We start from the raw sequence: 17,441 nt of genomic DNA, 5'->3' as shown, positions 1-17,441 counted from the left end.
GAACGGCCGGCTCGGCCTGGCCCCCTACATGGCGGTGACGGGCTTCTTCCGGCCGAAAATGAAGTAGCCCATGGGGCCGATGAAGTTGATGAAGGACGCCGCACGCCAAGCCGCCTTGGGACCGTTGATCATTGCGGCCGGGCGCTTGGAGATGTCCCGCTGCGCTGCTACCAGCAGTGACATCTGCACGATGCCCACCACAATGGTGCCTGCCTTGGCTGACGGAGACATTTCCTTCCAGGTCTTTTTCTTGGCCATGTTCGCTGCTCCTTGGTTGGGCTTTCAGTTTCCGATGCAGGCGCCCGCTGCGCAATGGGTGGCAGTGCCCCCGCACTGCGGCTCAGGCCGTGAACGGTGCCAGCCGTTCCTTCTGTTCCCGGGTAAGCCGCTGCACCCGTCCCGTGGCTTCGTCCACGAACGCCAGGTGGCTGCTTGCCTTCACGCAGTCCTCCCGGGTGACCGGATCCTGGACCAGATAGTGGATGTCGAAGCTGGCCCCCTTCACTGCCCCGATCCACACCAGGACCACGGCCGGCACGTTGCGGTATTCGAGGGTCCTGACGTACCGGATCTTGTGGTCTACCACTAGCGCCATGGTGCCCTCCGGGACGTCGTTGAAGAGGGAAACGTGCGGTTCCATCCCGGGCAGACCGGCGCCCCGGGGCGGGCCGAAGGCTGCGATCCGGGCTTCTTCCAGCATCCGGACAATCTGGACGTTGTTGATGTGCCCGTACGCGTCCATGTCGCCCCAGCGCATGGGAACCAGGACCTCGATCCGCCGGCCGCCGTCGGTGCCTGGCTGCGCTGGGGTGTCCTGCTGCGCCTGCGTGCGCTGCGCCGGGCTTTCGTGCTGGGCGGGTGCCTCCTGCGTGCTCAACTGTGCACCGCCGTCGAATCATCCACCGGGACTTCCTCCGCGTCCGCTCCGGCGAACTGGGACATGTACAGGCGGTAGTACGCGCCCTGCGCGGCGAGGAGGGCCTTGTGGTTGCCCTGTTCCACGATCTTTCCGTTTTCCATGACCAGGATGGTATCGGCATCGCGGATGGTGGAAAGACGGTGCGCAATGACGAAGCTGGTGCGGTCCGTGCGCAGGGCTGCCATGGCCTTTTGCACCAGCAGTTCGGTGCGGGTGTCAACGGAACTGGTGGCCTCATCGAGGATCAGCAGTGAAGGGTTGGCCACGAACGCGCGGGCAATGGTGATCAGCTGCTTTTCACCGGCGCTGACGTTGTTGCCTTCCTCGTCGATCACGGTGTTGTAGCCGTCCGGCAGGGCGCGCACAAAGCGGTCCACGAATGTGGCCTTTGCCGCCCCCATCACCTGGTCCTCGGTGGCGTCCAGGTTGCCGTAGCGGATGTTGTCGTAGATGGAACCGCCGAACAGCCAGGCATCCTGCAGCACCATGCCCACCTTTGACCGGAGCTCGGAGCGGCTGAGGTGGGTGATGTCCACACCGTCCAGCATGATGGAGCCGGCATTGAGCTCGTAGAACCGCATCACCAGGTTCACCAGGGTTGTCTTTCCGGCCCCGGTGGGCCCCACGATGGCCACGGTGTTTCCCGGTTCCGCCGTGAAGGACAGGTTCTCGATGAGCGCCTTGTCCTCCGTGTAGCTGAAGGTGACGTTCTTGAAGTCCACGTGGCCGTCGGTCCTGGCCGGCAGGTGCTCCGTGGCGGTTTCCGTGTCCTGCTCGTCGGCATCCAGGAACTCGAAGGCCCGCTCCGCGGACGCCACCCCGGACTGCAGCATGTTGGCCATCCCGGCCATCTGGCCCAGCGGCTGCGTGAACTCCCGGGAGTACTGGATGAACGCGGTGGCATCACCCAGGGACATGGACCCTGAAGCAACCCGCAGGCCGCCCACCACAGCGATGCCCACATAGCTGAGGTATGAAACGAACTGCATCACGGGGAAGATCATGCCGGACACGAACTGGGCCCCGAAGCTGGCCTTGTACAGGGCCTCGTTGCGTTCCTCGAACCGTTCCAGCATGTCCGCGTCCCGGCCGAAGACCCGGACAAGGTCGTGGCCCGAAAATGATTCCTCGATCTGGCCGTTGAGGGAACCGGTGTTCTTCCACTGCGCTGCGAAGAGCTTCTGGCTGCGCACCCCGATCATGCCCGCTGCGACGCCGGAAAGCGGAAGCGCAACCAGGGCGATCAGGGCCAGCTGCCAGGACACGATGAACATCATGATCACGATGCCCACCACCGTCAGCAGCGAGTTGATCAGCTGGGCGAAGGCCTGCTGGAGCGCCTGCTGGATGTTGTCGACGTCGTTCGTCACCCGGGAGAGCACGTCGCCGCGCTGGCGGGTGTCGAAATAGTTCAGCGGAAGCCGGTTCAGCTTCTTTTCCGTATCATCGCGGAGCCGCCTGATCACCTTCATCACGATGCGGTTGAGCACATAGCCCTGCAGCCAGAGGAAGATGTTGGCCACGAAGTACATCAGCAGGACCACCGCGATGAGCGTGGTGAGCTTATCGAAGTCGATGCCGGCGCCGGGCACCAGTTCCATCCGGGACACCATGTCCGCGAAGTTGCCCTGGCCCTGCTGGCGCAGCCCGTCCACAAACTGTTCCTTGCTGACGCCCGCCGGAAGCTGCTTGCCCACCACGCCGGCGAAAATCACGTCCATGGCCTGGCCCAGGATCTTGGGGGCGATGACATTCAGGACCACGGCGACCACCACCATGCCCACCACGACGTAGATCCCCAGGGCTTCGGGCTTCAGCAGCCCCATCAGCCGCTTGGCGGAGGGCCAGAAGTGCTGGGCTTTCTTTGCGGGGATCCCGCCGAACATGTCCCCGTCGGCTTCGGAGGGTGTGTACTCCTCCTCGACGAAGTCGTCGTCCTCGACCGGCGCGTCTCCCGCGCCCAGCTTGGCCTGGGCTGCGGCTGTTTCGCTGGTGTCCGTGGAGTCCTGCTTGGGGGCGTTCATGCCATTTCCTCCACGCTCAGCTGGGATTCAACGATTTCCTGGTAGGTGGGCGAGGTTTCCAGGAGTTCCTGGTGGGTTCCGCGGTCCACGATCCGTCCGTTGTCCAGTACCAGGATCTGGTCCGCCTCAGTGATGGTGGATATCCGCTGGGCCACGATGATCACGGTGGCGTCCGCCGTAATGCCCTTCAACGCGGCGCGGAGCCGGGCGTCCGTGGCCACGTCCAGGGCCGAAAAGGAGTCGTCGAACAGGTACACCCGGGGCCTGGTGACGAGGGCCCTGGCGATGCACAGGCGCTGGCGCTGGCCGCCGGAAACGTTGGTGCCGCCCTGGGCGATGCGCGAGCCCAGCCCTTTCTTCTTGGCCCGGACAAATTCCTCACCCTGCGCCACCTGCAGGGCCTCCCACAGCTCCTGGTCCGTGGCTTCCGTCTTCCCGAACCGCAGGTTGTGCCCGATGGTGCCGGAGAACAGGTAGGGCCGCTGGGGTACCAGGGCAACGCGTTTGGTGATGTCGGCACGGTCCATCCGGCTCACGGGGACACCGTCCAGCAGCACTTCCCCTTCCACGGGGTCGTAAAGCCGCGGCAGGAGGGACAGGAGGGAGGTTTTGCCCGCACCGGTGGAGCCGATAATGGCGATGGTCTGCCCGGGACGCGCCGTGAAGCTGATGTTGCTCAGCACGGGCGATTCAGCGCCCGGGTAGGCGAAGGTGACGTTCCGGTATTCAACGACGCCGCGCAGGGCGGCCGGCGCCTCCGGACGCTCCGGATCGTGGATGGAGGGTTCGACGTCGAGCACTTCACCGATGCGGTCCGCGCACACCGAGGCGCGCGGAATCATCATGGCCATGAAGGTGCCCATCATGACGGCCACCAGGATCTGAAGCAGGTACTGCAGGAAAGCGGTGAGGGCGCCCACCTGCATGTCGCCCGAGTCCACGCGCTGCCCGCCGAACCACAGCACGGCGGCGGTGGACAGGTGCAGGATCATGCTGATGGCCGGGAACATCAGGACAAAGAGGGCGCCGATCTTCAGCGACACATCCGTCAGTTCTTTGTTGGCCTCACCGAAGCGCTCCGTTTCATAGGGTTCGCGCACAAAGGCCCGGACAACCCTGATGCCAATGATCTGTTCCCGCAGCACGGCGTTGATGCGGTCGATCTTCTTCTGCATGGACCGGAACAGCGGCATGAGCCGGACCACCAGGTACCCCACCACCACTGTCAGGAGGGGCACCGAAACCCACACCAGCCAGGACAGGTTGAGGTCCTCGCGCAGCGCCATGATGATGCCGCCCACGCACATGATAGGCGTGGCCACCATGAAGTTCAGTCCCATCAGGACAAGCATCTGGACCTGCTGGACATCGTTGGTGCCGCGGGTGATGAGCGTGGGGGCGCCAAAGGCGTTCACGTCCTTGGCCGAGAAGCTGGTGACCTTGCGGAACACACCGCGCCGCAGGTCGCGGCCCATGGCCATGGCGGTCTTGGACCCGAAGTAGACACCGGCAATGGCGGTGCCCACCTGAACGAAGGCCACCAGCAGCATCACGGCGCCCGTGCGCCAGATGAAGTCCGTGTCCCCGCGGGAAACCCCTTCGTCGATGATCTGGGCGTTAAGGCTGGGCAGGTACAGCGCCGCCATGGTGGATGCCAGCTGAAGAACAATGACGGCCACTATGTACGGCTTGTACGGCCTGGAAAACTGCCTTATCAGGGTCAGGAGCATGCCCGCGGGTCCTTAGGATGGGTTCGACGATGGGTTCGTAAAAGCACGAGGCTTAAGTAGTAGCAGCCGGGGCTGACATCCGTAGCTTTCCAACTCTACGAAACTCCTCCCCGCGGTGAAACCGGCCCCGCGAAAGATCATCCGCCGGGAGTGCTTCCGCCCGTCACCTGCCCGCCGGGGCGGGCTCCGCCGTCGTGCTTTCCTGCTGGCGCGCCTGCTCGGACGCCGGCTGGATGTCAACTGTGCGCCGCAGCGGCTTTTCCTTGATGAACAGCACGGACACCAGGGCCACGACACCCACGGCGGCGGAGATCAGGAACACTTCCGCGGTGGCGTCGCCGTAGGCGGCCCGCATTATCTCGCGGACCGGTTCCGGCATGTGGGCCAGGTCCATGCTGGAGCCTGCCGCGCCGCCCTGGACCGGAATGCCGGCCGCCGCCATGCCCTGGGTGGCCAGTTCGCTGACCCTGTTGGCCAGGACGGCGCCCAGCACGGAGACGCCAATGGCGCCGCCCACGGACCGGAAGAACGCCACCGAGGCGCTGGCCGTTCCAATGTCCGCAGCCCGGACGGTGTTCTGCACCGCCAGCACGAGGTTCTGCATCAGCATGCCCAGCCCAAGGCCCAGAATGGCGGTGAAGACGCCGGCCTGCCAGAGCTCGGTGGTGTGGTCCATGGTGCCTGCCAGTCCCAGCCCGCCGATCAGCAGGATGGATCCCGCGATCAGGTAGCCCTTCCACTTTCCGGTGCGGCTGATCAGCAGGCCGGAGGCCACCGAGCCCGCCAGGTTGCCAGCGATCATGGGCAGGGTCAGGAGTCCGGCCTCGGTGGGGGTGGCGCCTCGGGCCACCTGGAAGTACTGCCCCAGGAAGGTTGAGGAACCGAACATCGCGATGCCCACGGCCACGGAGGCGAGGATGGCCAGCGCCGTGGTGCGTTCGGAGATGATCTTGAGCGGGATGATGGGCTGCTCCACCTTGGATTCCACCAGGACCAGGAGGGCCAGCAGGAGGATTCCGCCGCCCACCATGAGGGCGGACTGCCAGGAGATCCAGTCGTAGTAGGCGGGGTTGCCGGCGAAGGAGACCCAGATCAGCAAGAGGCTCACACCGGAGGTCAGCAGGATGGAGCCCAGCCAGTCGATCTTGGCGGGCCGCCGGATGTGGCTGATTTTGAGGGTGACCTGCAGCAGGATCAGGGCGACGACGGCGAGCGGCACGCAGACAAAGAAGGTCCAGCGCCAGCCGAGCGGGCTGTCCACGATGAAGCCGCCCAGCAGCGGTCCTCCGGCGGTGCCAACTGCCATGACCGCGCCCATGTAGCCGGAGTATTTGCCCCGGTTCCGGGGCGGGATCATGGTGCCGATGATGGCCTGGGCAAGCGCCGTGAGGCCGCCCATGGCCACGCCCTGGATGACCCGCGCGCCAAGCAGCAGCGGGATGGTTTCGGACAGGCCGGCCATGACGGAGCCTGCAACGAAGATGATGATGGTGAGCTGCACCAGGACCTTCTTGTTAAAGAGGTCGGCCAGTTTCCCCCAGATGGGGGTGGTGGCCGCGTTGGCCAGCAGAGCGGCGGTGATCACCCAGGCGAAGTCGGTCTGGGTTCCGTGCAGGTCGGACATGATAGTGGGCAAGGCGTTGGCCACGATCGTGCTGCTGAGGATCGCCGTGAAGAAGGCAGCCAGGAGCCCGGTGAGGGCTTCCATGATCTGGCGGTGGGACATTTCGGGCGGTGCAGCGGGTGAACTCGGCGTGGTGGCCGGGGCGGCTGTGGTTGCCATAGGTTTTGCTCCTAGGGGGTGGTGATAGTGCCGGCCGCCGTTGCCCGGGCTGATTTCCTGAGTGATTCGGTGAGCTTGTGGAGGGTTTTCGCCGTGTTGCCGGCGTCCTCCTCGCTCCAGTCCCGCAGGTAGCCCTGCAGGACTGCCGTCCGCTGCTCCTCGATGCTCCGGAGTTTGTCCGCTCCGAGGGGCGTGAGGGCAACCAGCTGCGCCCGGCCGTCGTCGGGATCCTGCCTGCGGACCACCAGGCCGTGCTCTTCCAGGTCCGCGATGTGGCGGCTGAGGACCGGCGCGCTAACTCCCAGCCGTTCGGCCAGGCTCGTGGCGCGGGACTCCCCCTCCCCCACGAACCGCAGGACGCCCTGGAGCGCCACTCCGGTTTCCTGCCCGCGCACGCCGGCGGCGGCAATGCACCGCACCGCGCGCTGGAGATCGAAAATCTGGTAGACGAGATCGGCCGCCGTGTCCGGTGCTACTGCCATGGGTTCAGGCCTCCTTATTTGTTTGCCTGAAGCAACTATATATCTATTTGGTTGCTTTGGGAAACTAAAGCGTGGGCGGAGATGACGAAGGGTCCCGGCATCCTGTGGATGCCGGGACCCTTCACTGCGTATTCGGTTGGGTTCGGGCGTTATCGAGGGAGGTGGGTTGGGGCGAACATCTTCAGGAGTGTTTCCACCACGACGACGTTGGGCCCGTCCGCAGCGAAGCCCGCCTTTAGCGCCTTCCCCACGTCCTCGGGGGCCACTTTGGTGGCCGGCACGCCGAAGGCCTCAGCGAGTTTGACGAAGTCCGGGCGGGCCAGTTCGGTGGCCGTTGCCTTGCCGAAGGCGCCCACCATGTATTCGCGCAGGATGCCGTAGCCGCCGTCGTCCACAATGAGCCAGGTGACCGGCACGTTGTGCTGCTTCGCTGTGGCAAGTTCGGAGATGGAGTACATGGACGAGCCGTCGCCCGAGACCGCGAGCACCCGGCCCGGCTTGCCGACTGTTTCCAGCCCTACGGCCGCGCCGATCGCCGCCGGGAAGCCGTAGCCCAGGCCGCCGGCGCCCTGGGCGGAGTGGAACTGGCCCTCCCGGGCGTCCCAGCAGCTCCAGCCCCAGTATGCGGCGATGGTCATGTCCCAGAAGGTCTGCATGTCCGCCGGGACTGCTTCCCGGATGTCTGCCATGAACTTCATCTCCTTGGCGAGGTCCTGGGATTCCAGGCGGGCCCGGACCTTCGCCAGGGTTTCCTTGACCAGGTCCTCCGGAGCGGTGCCGTGCCAGCTGGGCGTGGCATGCGCGGGCCCCACCTCCAGCGCCTCGTCCAGGGCAGCCAGCGCCTGGCCGGCGTCAGCGCGGATGCCCAGCCCGGGCCGGTTGGATTCCAGGACCCGGGGTTCGGCGTCGATCTGGATGATCCTGCCGCGCGGTTCGAAGGTGAAGTAGTTGGACGTGACCTCGCCCAGGGACGAGCCGATCACCACCAGCACGTCGGCGTCCTCGAGCAGGTCCGTCATGTAGCGGTCCTCGATCCAGGATTGCAGCGAGAGCTCATGGTTCCACGGGAACGCGCCGTTGCCGCCCGGCGTGCAGATCACCGGGGCACGGAGCTTCTCCGCGATGGACAGCAAGGGCTTCTCCGCCCGGCCCCGGCGGGTGCCGCCGCCGGCAATGATGGCCGGGCGTTCCGCAGCCTGGAGCCACTTCACGGCTTCGCGGACCAGTTCCACACGCGGCGGGTTGTCCGCCGCTTCCGCGAGCGCATCCTCCACCGGCGGGACCATGATCGGATCCAGCAGGACGTTCTGGGGGATCTCAAGCCACACCGGCCCCTGGGGCGAGGAGATCGCCTCGGTCCAGGCGTCCTGGATTGCGGACGGAATGCCGGAGGCATGCTGGATCAGGCGCTGACTCTTGGTGACGTTCGCGGCCGAGGCCTTCTGGTCATCGAGCTGGTGCAGCATGCCCTTGCGCCGGGCGCCCAAGCCGTCGAGCGGAATCTGGCTCGCCACCACCACCATCGGCACGCCGGTGGCATAGGCCTCCTGCAGCCCAGCCAGGGACGTCAGTGCACCGGGACCGGTGGAGAGGAACAGGACGCCCACTTCACCCGTTGCCCGTGAGTACCCGTCTGCGGCGAAGGCGGAGTTGTTCTCCACCCGCGAGGAAACGAACTGCAGGTTGCCCCGGCCCATCGCGTCGAAGAGTCCCAGGGCGTGCTGGCCGGGGATGCCGAAGACGGTTTTTGCGCCCAGCGCTTCGAGTGTCTCGACGACGAGGTCCCCGCCGTTGCGGGTGCCGGTACGTGGACCATTCCCTGCGGGCACAGCTGCCTGATCCGGATCGTGATCGGCCATCTCCGTTACTCCTTGCCTGCCGGCGCGAAGCCTGCCGGGCGGCGGGCCTCCTGGCCGAGGGCCTGGGCGGCGTAGCCTGTTGCCGCGCCGAAGCGGTCCCCTTCTACGGCATTGTCCGCCATCAGCGTGACCAGTTCGTAGGCAACGTGGCTTGCGGCGACGCCGGTGATCTCGGCGTGGTCGTAAGCGGGAGCGACCTCCACGACGTCGGCGCCCACCAGGTTCATGCCGCGGAAGCCGCGGATAATTTCCAGCAGCTCGCGGCTGGTGATGCCGCCGGCCTCGGGAGTGCCGGTGCCGGGGGCATGGGCCGGGTCCAGGACGTCAATGTCCACGGAGATGTACAGCGGACGGTTGCCGATCCGGTCCCGGACCTTGGCCACAGTTTCCAGGACGCCCTGGTAGTAGACGTCCGCCGAGGTGACGATGCCGAACCCGAAGCGATGGTCGTCGTCGAGGTCCTTTTTGCCGTAGAGGGGGCCGCGGGTGCCGATGTGGCTGATGGCCTCGGTGTCGAGGATGCCTTCCTCGACGGCGCGGCGGAACGGCGTGCCGTGGGTGTATTCGGCGCCGAAGTAGGTGTCCCAGGTGTCAAGGTGTGCGTCGAAGTGGAGCATGGCGACCGGCGCTCCCGCCCGCTCAGCCGCTGCGCGGAGAAGCGGCAGGGCGATGGTGTGGTCCCCGCCCAGGGTTACCAGCTTGCTGCCGCCTGCGGTGAGGTCCAGCGCGTTCTGCTGGATGGTTTCAATCGCCTCATGGATGTTGAACGGGTTGACCGCCATGTCCCCGGCGTCGGCAACCTGGATGTTCTCGAACGGGCTGACATCCCATGCCGGGTTGTAAGGGCGCAGCAGCCGGCTGGCTTCGCGGACGTGGTTGGACCCGAAGCGGGCACCCGGGCGGTAGGAGACGCCCGAATCGAACGGCACGCCCACCACGGTGACATCAGCTTTGGCCACCTGGTCCAGCCGCGGCAGGCGGGCATATGTGGCAGCACCCGCGTAGCGCGGGATCCGGGATGAATCGATGGGGCCAAGGTTGCCGTTGGCTTCGATGCGCAGCTCTTCCACTGGAGGCCTCTCCTTCGAGGAGTTGAGGGACTGTTGTGATTGCCATCATACAGCTTGTTTTCCACAGAGCATCATCTGTTTACCTCCCACTCGGTGGCACAGCAGACCCGTGCGTTCCTGCCCAGTTACTCCCGGCGCCACTGGGGCCCTCCCACCTCAACCGCAGGATTCCGGCACTCCGCGTCAGCAGGAACCCGGTGCACGGCAGGTAACTGGGATGGAATGCACACACGGTCGGGGAGGAGTGTCCACATAGGGCGGGCATCCGATTCCCCTGCGGCAATTGCGGCGATCAGATGGCGATGTGGACATTCTTGAGTATCTGCAGAAGGCCGGCGGAGTTGCGCGATCGGCCCAACTCCTCCACGCTGGCTTCTCGCGCCGTGACCTGCTACGGCTCAGGGAGTCCGGAGCCAGCCAGCCCAGGCGCGGGGTCTTCGCCCTCCCGGGCTGCGATGAGGATTACCAGGCGGCAATCCGGCACAACGGCCGGCTCAGCTGCGCCAGCGCCGCCGCCCACTATGGGCTCTGGCTGAGACAGCCACCTTCACGGCTCCACCTGGCCTGCAACCATGGCCACGGCAGCGGCTTTGTCCGCCACCGCACAGTCAGGTTCGAGGGGCATCCGTTCGCACCGGTAGCCGCAGTGGAAGACGTAGCCCTGCATGCCTTGGGCTGCCTCCCGCCGCCAGCATCCACCGCGATGGCGACGTCGGCAATCCGGCTGCATGGCGTATCCCCGGAACTGCTGGTGCACCACCTGCGGGCAGACCGTTCCGGCACAGCACTCCGCGTACTGCGGGAACTCGACGTGCGCGCCGAATCCATCGTCGAGGTCGATGCGCAGCACCTGTTCCGGAGTAACGGGATCGACTACGAGGCGCAGGTCTTCCTGCCCGGGATTGGCCGGGTGGACTTCCTGCTGGATGGCTTCCTCATCGTGGAGATCGACGGCTTCGCGTTCCATTCCAAACGCGAGGACATGCTCCGCGACCGGAACCGCAACAACACCTCCACCGTCAACGGGTATTCCGTCCTGCGCTACATGCCCGAGCACGTGTGGTTCAGCCCGGACCAGGTCATGGCGGAAATTAGGACCGTGTTGGCGGCCCGGCACTTCACAGCTCACTGATTTGCATGCGCTCCAGCCCAGTTACTGTTGGACAACAGCCGTTGGGCGGGACGAGTTCCCACAGAACGGGCGGCTGCAACAACGTGCCGCCGTGAGTAACCGGGAAGGAACGCACGCGGTTGGGCAGGAGTTACCGGCTGGCAGCGGGAACCAGGACCCACAGCACCTCGACCGGCTTGTCCGTGGGGTTGACCCAGGTGTGCGGTTCACGGCCCGGGAAGGTCACCGTGTCTCCGGCATTGAGGTCGTATTCCTCATTGGTGAGGATCAGCCGGATGCTGCCCTTGATCACGTGGAGCACGTCAACGTCGCAGTCCACGGCGTAGAGCTCGGACTCGCCGCGGCCGCGCGGGTCGATCGAGGCCTGGATGATCTGGATGCGCCGCTCCGAACGGGCGGTGAGGAGCCGCTCCACGATGCCTTCGCCGCCGAGGGAGATCCTTGGCCCCTCGTTGCGTTTGGTCAGGTGCGTCTCGGGGGCCGCGAACAGATCGCCGATTGAAATGGACAACACCTGGCACAGCGTCACGAGCGAGGCGACAGACGGCGACGTCAGGTCCCGCTCCACGCGGCTAAGGAACCCCTTGGTGAGGCCCGTGGCATCGGCCACCTGCTCTATGGTGAGCCGCTGGGACTGCCGGGCCGCACGGATCCTGGAACCGATGGCTACCGGAACGTTGCTCGGCTCAACTGGCAGTGCCTTCATCTACGAACCTTTCATGGCCGGCCGCCCGGCTCCGCTCTGGAGCAATCCTAATGGGCCACCCCTACTGTGACGCGTCATTGCAGGCGTGGCCCGGGGACCGTAAACCTCCCTTGACTGTTACCACGGTCACAGCCTAGCTTTGGACAACAGTTGTTGCCTATATAGCAATAACCGAGAACCTTCCCCCATTTCCGCAGCGGTTGCCCGGCTTCCCCGGCACCCGGACCGGGCCCGCTGCCAACACGCTCCAAGGAGCCAACATGGACGTAAATGTCATCAACATCGCAATCGTGGTGGTGTATCTGCTGGCGATGCTGGCTTTTGGCTGGTGGGGCAAGTCCCGCACCAAGAACAACAGCGACTTCCTGGTAGCCGGCCGGCGCCTCGGCCCCTTCCTCTACACAGGCACCATGGCCGCCGTCGTCCTTGGCGGCGCCTCAACCGTCGGTGGCGTGGGGCTGGGCTACAAGTTCGGCATCTCCGGCATGTGGCTGGTGGTGGCCATCGGCGCAGGCGTCCTGCTGCTCAGCCTCCTGTTCGCCGGCACCATCCAGAAACTGAAGATCTACACCGTCTCGCAGATGCTCACTTTGCGCTACGGCAGCCGGGCCACCGAAGCCTCGGGGATCGTGATGCTCGCGTACACCCTGATGCTGTGCGCCACGTCCACCGGCGCCTACGCCACCATCTTCGTGGTCCTCTTCGACTGGGACAGGGCGCTTGCCATCGCGGTCGGCGGAGCAATCGTGCTGGTTTACTCCACGGTGGGCGGCATGTGGTCCATCACCCTGGCCGACCAGGTGCAGTTCGTCATCAAGACAGTGGGCATCTTCTTCCTCATGCTCCCCTTCACCCTGAGCGCCGCCGGCGGCCTGGACGGCATCCGCAGCCGCGTGGACGAAAGCTTCTTCCAGATTGACGGCATCGGGCTCCAGACGATCATCACCTACTTCGTGGTCTACACCCTTGGCCTGCTGATCGGCCAGGACATCTGGCAGCGCGTCTTCACGGCCAAGACCCCGGCAGTGGCACGGTGGGGCGGTGCCACTGCAGGCATCTACTGCATCCTCTACGGCGTGGCCGGCGCCCTGATCGGCATGGCCGCCAGCGTTGCCCTGGCCAACATCGAGATCGCAGCCAAGGATGACGTCTACGCCGAAGTTGCCCAGACCCTGCTCCCCGTCGGCATCGGCGGGCTGGTCCTCGCGGCAGCCGTGGCCGCCATGATGTCCACAGCCTCCGGCGCCCTTATCGCCGCGGCCACCGTTGCCCGTGCAGACGTCCTGCCCTTTGTTGCCAGCTGGTTCGGCAAGACCATCAACACCGAAGACACGGACAACCCGGAGCACGACGTCAAAGCCAACCGCGCCTGGGTCCTCGCCCTGGGCATCGTGGCCATCGTCATCGCCATCATCACCAAGGACGTGGTGGCAGCCCTGACCATCGCCTACGACATCCTGGTTGGCGGCCTCCTGGTGGCAATCCTCGGCGGCCTGGTATGGAAGCGCGGGACAGGCCTGGCCGCCGCGGTTTCCATGGCGGTGGGATCCGTGGTGACCCTGGGCACCATGATCATCCTGGAAGTCAACGCCAAGGCGCCGCTGGACGGCATCTACGCCAACGAGCCCATCTACTACGGCCTCCTGACCTCCGCCGTGGCCTACATTGCGGTGTCCCTGCTGACCAGGCCCACCGACCCGCAGGTCATGCGCAACTGGCAGCGCCGGGTTGCCGGGCAGGACAACGAAGAGGTGCCGGCTCCGGCCGCCGTCGGCTAATCCGCTAAATCAGGCAGGCCCGCCAGGCCCGGCGGAAGGTTCCACGGCAAAGCACGACGGCGGCACCTCCTCCCGCGTTACAGCGAAGGAGGTGCCGCCGTCGTCAGTCCTGCTCGGCTTCGCGGACCTCGTCCGGGTCCTCCAGCGGGACCGGGCGGTCCTCGGCGTCGATGACGACAGGAGGCGGCTGGACTACCGGCTCCTCTTCGTCCAGGTATTCGTCCTCGGTGTCCCAGTCGTCCTCAACTACCGGTGCATCCTCTGCGTAGTCATAGGCGGGGTCCGCCTCTACGGCATCCAGGTGCGGCATGTCCGGGTGCTGTCCGGTGGTGCTCATGATTGAACCTCCGTTTGTTCGCCTGACGTGCTCTTTCAGTGAGGGCGCTGGCTGCGCCACACTTTCATCACAGCACCGCCCGGCATACGGGTCAATAGCGCAAATAACCGGCCGGAGTCACCCTCAGGGCCTGCCCTGGATTACGGCGGACCGAAACCCCCTAGGGAGGAATACCTGCCAAAAATCCGCGGATTTTCGCAGTAAGCTGGCACTGCAATGGGGCCGAACCATGCCCCATCCAGCCCAGGAGTGTCCGTGTCTCCGCACGCCCAGAACAACCGCAACGCCACGCCCCAGGCGTCGTCGCCCCTTCCCGCTGCACCCGAAGCAGCTGCACCGGAAGCATCCGCACCGGACCAGCAGCCCCAGCCGTCGCCGTCGGACATCAAGCGATGGCGGCAATACCTCGCAGACGAGCGCGCCGAAGCCGCCGTCTACCGGGACCTCGCGCAAAACCGGCAGGGCGAAGAACGCGACATCCTCCTGGCCCTGGCCGAGGCCGAAGGCCGCCACGAAGCACACTGGCTGGGCCTGCTGGGAGACCGTGCGGGCAAGCCCCGGCGGGCGTCACTCCGCAGCCGGCTGCTCGGTTTCCTGGCCCGGCATTTCGGCTCCGTGTTCGTGCTGGCGCTGGCCCAGCGCGCCGAAGGCCGCTCCCCCTACGCCAAGGATCCCAACGCCACGGACGCCATGGCCGCTGATGAACAGATCCACGAGGAAGTGGTCCGCGGGCTGGCCACACGGGGACGCAACCGCCTGGCGGGAACTTTCCGCGCGGCGGTGTTCGGCGCCAATGACGGACTGGTCAGCAACCTGTCCCTGGTGATGGGCATGGCCGCTTCCGGCGTGGCCAGCAGCGTGGTGCTGCTCAGCGGCATCGCCGGCCTCCTGGCCGGTGCCATGTCCATGGGGGCCGGCGAGTTCATTTCCGTCCGTTCCCAGCGGGAACTGCTGGCGGCAACCCGGCCCACACAGGTCACCCTGGTGGCGGCTCCCAAGCTGGACCTCGAGCACAACGAACTGCTCCTGGTATACCTTGCCAGGGGCATGACCCAGGAAGCGGCGGAGCACCGGGTGGCCGAGCGCACCGGCCTGTTGCCCTGTGACTGCGACCCCAGCCTTTCGCTGCAGCCGGAACTGCCCGACGTCGATGACCAGCACGAGGCTGTTGGCACCGCATGGGGCGCGGCCCTCTCCAGCTTCTGCTTCTTCGCGTCCGGGGCAATTGTTCCCATCCTGCCGTTTGTGTTCGGCCTGACCGGCGTGCCTGCACTGGTGGTGGCGGGCGTCCTGGTAGGCCTCGCCCTGCTGGTCACAGGCGCCACCGTTGGCCTGCTGTCCGGCACGTCACCCCTGACGCGCGGGATCCGCCAGCTGGCCATTGGCCTGGGCGCGGCGGCAGTCACCTACCTGCTGGGGCTCGTCTTCGGCACCGTGGTGGGCTAGCGGTGGCCTGCTAATGGGCGCGCGCTAGTGGAGGACCACGGCGCGGGGTCCCGCCATGCGCGGTCCAGGGTCCGCCGGGGCGCACGCGGTATTGGCAGGCTCCTGGTCATCGCCGCGCTGACCACGGCTGCCGTGTTCGGTGCGGCCGTGGCGGTCAGCGATCCGCGGGTCAAGGGATTCCTGGATGTCCGCATCGGCCCGGGAACCGGCCCGCCAGGCGGAACGTCGGGGGAGCCGGAAGGCCGGCAGGGCGCTGGCCCCACAGGGCACGCAGGCCAGGCACCGCCGGCCGAGGGCCGGACCAAAACGCCGCCTCCCGGATTCGAGGAGTCGGAGGCTCCCCTGGGAGCGGCCAACCCGCCGCCGCCGGGCAGCGATTCCTACCGTTTCCTGGCAGTCAACGGGGACGGCAGCCCGGTGGGGTATTCCCCCTGCAGGCCGCTGCACTATGTAGTCAATGATGAGCTGGCCCCTGCCGGCGCACAGCAGCTCATTGCGGAGGCCATCACTACCATCTCGGCCGCCACCGGCATCCAGTTCACCTACGAAGGAACCACCCGTGAACTGCCCTCACCCCAACGGCCGCCGTACCAGCCGGAGGCCTACGGCGAGCGCTGGGCGCCGCTGCTCATCGCCTGGACAACACCGGAGGTGGCTCCGCAGCTCAGGGGCAAGGTGATCGGCACCGGGGGCAGCACCCATTTCAATTACGACGACGGCCCCAAGGCCTTCGTCACAGGCGGCCTGGACCTGGACTCACCGCAGATCGCCGACGAACTCCTGAACCCCGATGGCCACCTTTACGCACGCGCCGTGATCCTGCATGAGCTCAGCCATGTCATGGGACTTGACCATGTGGAGGACCCCACGCAGCTGATGTACCCGGAGATCGGCACGCCGGAGGGGTTGTCCGCCGGAGACCTCAACGGGCTGTTTGAGCTGGGCAAGGCCCAGTGCCGCAAGGACCTCTGACCGGCCGGGCCGGCATACCTGCCAGGTTTCAGGGGGCCTGCCCTGGGCCCAACTGGCTTTGCAGCACCTCCACCGCATCCTGCACGGAATCCACCAGGAATATGTGTTCTTCCATCGGCCGGCCGGCTGCCAGGCTGCGGAGCATGGGCCAGGCGGGGTACTGGTGTTCCCAGTGGTCCCTGCCCACCAGCACCATGGGCGTGACCTTTTCCCGCGCGCCGTAGTAGTTCTCGCAGGCGTCCTGGAAAATTTCCTGCACCGTGCCCGCGGCGCCGGGAAGGAAGACGATGCCTCCCTTGCACAGTTCCAGCAGGATGGCTTCCCTGATGGCGTTGGCAAAGTATTTGGCGATGTGCGTGGCGAAGTAATTGGGCGGCTCGTGCCCGTAGAACCACGTGGGAATGCCGAGCGACGGCGTCCCGCCGGGAAAGCGTTCGACGACGGCGGCAGCGGCGCGCGCCCACGCGGACACCGAGGGACGGAAGCCGGGGACGGCGGCGAGCGTGTCCAGCGCCGCCCGCACCTCGCCGTCGGACGCCTCGCTGAGGTACGCGCCCAGGTTGGCCGCCTCCATGGCCCCCGGCCCTCCGCCGGTGGCCACCACGCGACCGTCCCGCGCAAGCAGCCGGCCCAGCAGCGCGGCCTGGGCAAAGTCCGTGCTGCCGCGCTGCGCCGCGTGCCCGCCCATCACTCCCACCATGGCCCGGTCCCGCCACGGCGCTGCCCGGGTCAGCTCGTCCAGGGCGTCGCCGATGGCGTGGTCGTGCAGCGCCGAGGCGAGGGTGGCATCCAGCCGGTGCCGCTGGCCGTCGTGGATGCTCCACTGGTAGATCCGGGCATCCGGGAGCTGCTCGTACGGGGAGTGCGGCAGCCCCGCGTAAAGCTCCTGCGGTGAATAGAGGGTGGCGCGGTAGGGGTTGAAAGGTACCGCCTCCAGCCGCGGAAAGATCAACGCTCCCCGTTGCCGGAGGAGGTCCTCGGTGCCGTCGTCGAACGTGCAGCCGAGGAAGATGGCCCCCTCCACGTGCATGCCCTCCAGCGCAGCGGTCCTCCCCCGCAGGTCCAGGGACTGTGCGTGCCAGCCGTGCATGTCCAGGGCACCTGCGCTGACCAACCGGTCGAAGCTTTCCAGGTCCTGGACTTCGAGGTTGTGCGGGTGGGGGCCCAGGTTTCCGGAGAGGTTCACGGTCTAAACCTAAAGCA

15 protein-coding genes are annotated in these 17,441 nt (G+C 66.3%); 4 read left to right on the top strand and 11 right to left on the bottom strand.

Annotated features, from left to right (window positions below):
- Window positions 1-24 precede the first annotated feature (24 nt).
- The 8 genes from KTR40_RS04260 to speB all read right to left on the bottom strand — a co-directional run bounded on the left by KTR40_RS04260 (window position 25) and on the right by speB (window position 9,867).
- Window positions 25-258, bottom strand: coding sequence for a PLDc N-terminal domain-containing protein (locus tag KTR40_RS04260; protein ID WP_139028201.1), 234 nt, complete (start codon window positions 256-258; stop codon window positions 25-27).
- Window positions 259-340: 82 nt separating this feature from the next.
- Window positions 341-757: a thioesterase family protein gene (locus KTR40_RS04255; protein WP_228406024.1), complete on the bottom strand. Its 417-nt coding sequence runs from the start codon at window positions 755-757 to the stop codon at window positions 341-343.
- Window positions 758-873: 116 nt separating this feature from the next.
- On the bottom strand, window positions 874-2,943 hold the full coding sequence (locus KTR40_RS04250; protein WP_304940891.1) for an ABC transporter ATP-binding protein: 2,070 nt from the start codon (window positions 2,941-2,943) through the stop codon (window positions 874-876).
- Window positions 2,940-4,673, bottom strand: a complete 1,734-nt coding sequence (locus tag KTR40_RS04245) for an ABC transporter ATP-binding protein (RefSeq protein WP_228405362.1) — start codon at window positions 4,671-4,673, stop codon at window positions 2,940-2,942. Before KTR40_RS04245 ends, KTR40_RS04250 begins: the two co-directional genes overlap by 4 nt.
- A gap of 163 nt (window positions 4,674-4,836) precedes the next feature.
- Complete coding sequence (locus tag KTR40_RS04240; RefSeq protein WP_228405361.1) at window positions 4,837-6,456, bottom strand: MFS transporter; 1,620 nt, start codon at window positions 6,454-6,456, stop codon at window positions 4,837-4,839.
- 11 nt (window positions 6,457-6,467) lie between these two features.
- The gene (locus KTR40_RS04235; protein ID WP_228405360.1) at window positions 6,468-6,938 is read right to left on the bottom strand and encodes a MarR family winged helix-turn-helix transcriptional regulator; all 471 of its coding nucleotides are present in this window, start codon (window positions 6,936-6,938) and stop codon (window positions 6,468-6,470) included.
- Window positions 6,939-7,087: 149 nt separating this feature from the next.
- Window positions 7,088-8,797, bottom strand: a complete 1,710-nt coding sequence (locus tag KTR40_RS04230) for a thiamine pyrophosphate-binding protein (protein WP_228405359.1) — start codon at window positions 8,795-8,797, stop codon at window positions 7,088-7,090.
- A gap of 5 nt (window positions 8,798-8,802) precedes the next feature.
- Window positions 8,803-9,867 (bottom strand): agmatinase, encoded by a 1,065-nt coding sequence (speB, locus tag KTR40_RS04225; protein WP_228405358.1) that lies wholly within the window; start codon window positions 9,865-9,867, stop codon window positions 8,803-8,805.
- 304 nt (window positions 9,868-10,171) lie between these two features.
- Here speB and KTR40_RS04220 point away from each other — a divergent pair, with 304 nt between their 5' ends.
- A complete protein-coding gene (locus KTR40_RS04220; RefSeq protein WP_228405357.1) occupies window positions 10,172-10,999 on the top strand; it encodes a type IV toxin-antitoxin system AbiEi family antitoxin domain-containing protein in 828 nt (275 codons plus the stop codon).
- Window positions 11,000-11,129: 130 nt separating this feature from the next.
- On the opposite strand, the gene KTR40_RS04215 is transcribed toward KTR40_RS04220, so the two are convergent.
- Window positions 11,130-11,705 carry a helix-turn-helix domain-containing protein gene (locus KTR40_RS04215; RefSeq protein ID WP_139028195.1) on the bottom strand — a complete coding sequence of 192 codons (576 nt, stop codon included), beginning with the start codon at window positions 11,703-11,705 and terminating at the stop codon, window positions 11,130-11,132.
- A gap of 260 nt (window positions 11,706-11,965) precedes the next feature.
- Here KTR40_RS04215 and KTR40_RS04210 point away from each other — a divergent pair, with 260 nt between their 5' ends.
- Window positions 11,966-13,483: a sodium:solute symporter gene (locus KTR40_RS04210; protein WP_228405356.1), complete on the top strand. Its 1,518-nt coding sequence runs from the start codon at window positions 11,966-11,968 to the stop codon at window positions 13,481-13,483.
- Between the two features lie 103 nt (window positions 13,484-13,586).
- Here the strand turns inward: KTR40_RS04210 and KTR40_RS04205 are convergent, their stop codons facing one another.
- Window positions 13,587-13,820, bottom strand: coding sequence for a hypothetical protein (locus tag KTR40_RS04205; protein WP_139028193.1), 234 nt, complete (start codon window positions 13,818-13,820; stop codon window positions 13,587-13,589).
- A 255-nt stretch (window positions 13,821-14,075) separates the two neighbouring features.
- Between KTR40_RS04205 and KTR40_RS04200 the strand changes: the two genes are divergently transcribed.
- Together KTR40_RS04200 and KTR40_RS04195 are read left to right on the top strand one after the other, a co-directional pair.
- Window positions 14,076-15,266, top strand: coding sequence for a VIT1/CCC1 transporter family protein (locus tag KTR40_RS04200; RefSeq protein ID WP_228405355.1), 1,191 nt, complete (start codon window positions 14,076-14,078; stop codon window positions 15,264-15,266).
- 27 nt (window positions 15,267-15,293) lie between these two features.
- Window positions 15,294-16,238, top strand: coding sequence for a matrixin family metalloprotease (locus tag KTR40_RS04195; RefSeq protein ID WP_228405354.1), 945 nt, complete (start codon window positions 15,294-15,296; stop codon window positions 16,236-16,238).
- Window positions 16,239-16,266: 28 nt separating this feature from the next.
- Here the strand turns inward: KTR40_RS04195 and KTR40_RS04190 are convergent, their stop codons facing one another.
- Window positions 16,267-17,424, bottom strand: a complete 1,158-nt coding sequence (locus KTR40_RS04190) for an LOG family protein (RefSeq protein WP_228405353.1) — start codon at window positions 17,422-17,424, stop codon at window positions 16,267-16,269.
- Window positions 17,425-17,441: the final 17 nt, after the last annotated feature.

The sequence above is a fragment of the Pseudarthrobacter sp. L1SW genome, from assembly GCF_020809045.1.
Taxonomy (GTDB): Bacteria; Actinomycetota; Actinomycetes; order Actinomycetales; family Micrococcaceae; genus Arthrobacter.
Note: the sequence above shows the minus strand (reverse complement) of the source record. Positions and strands in the feature narration are given on the sequence as shown.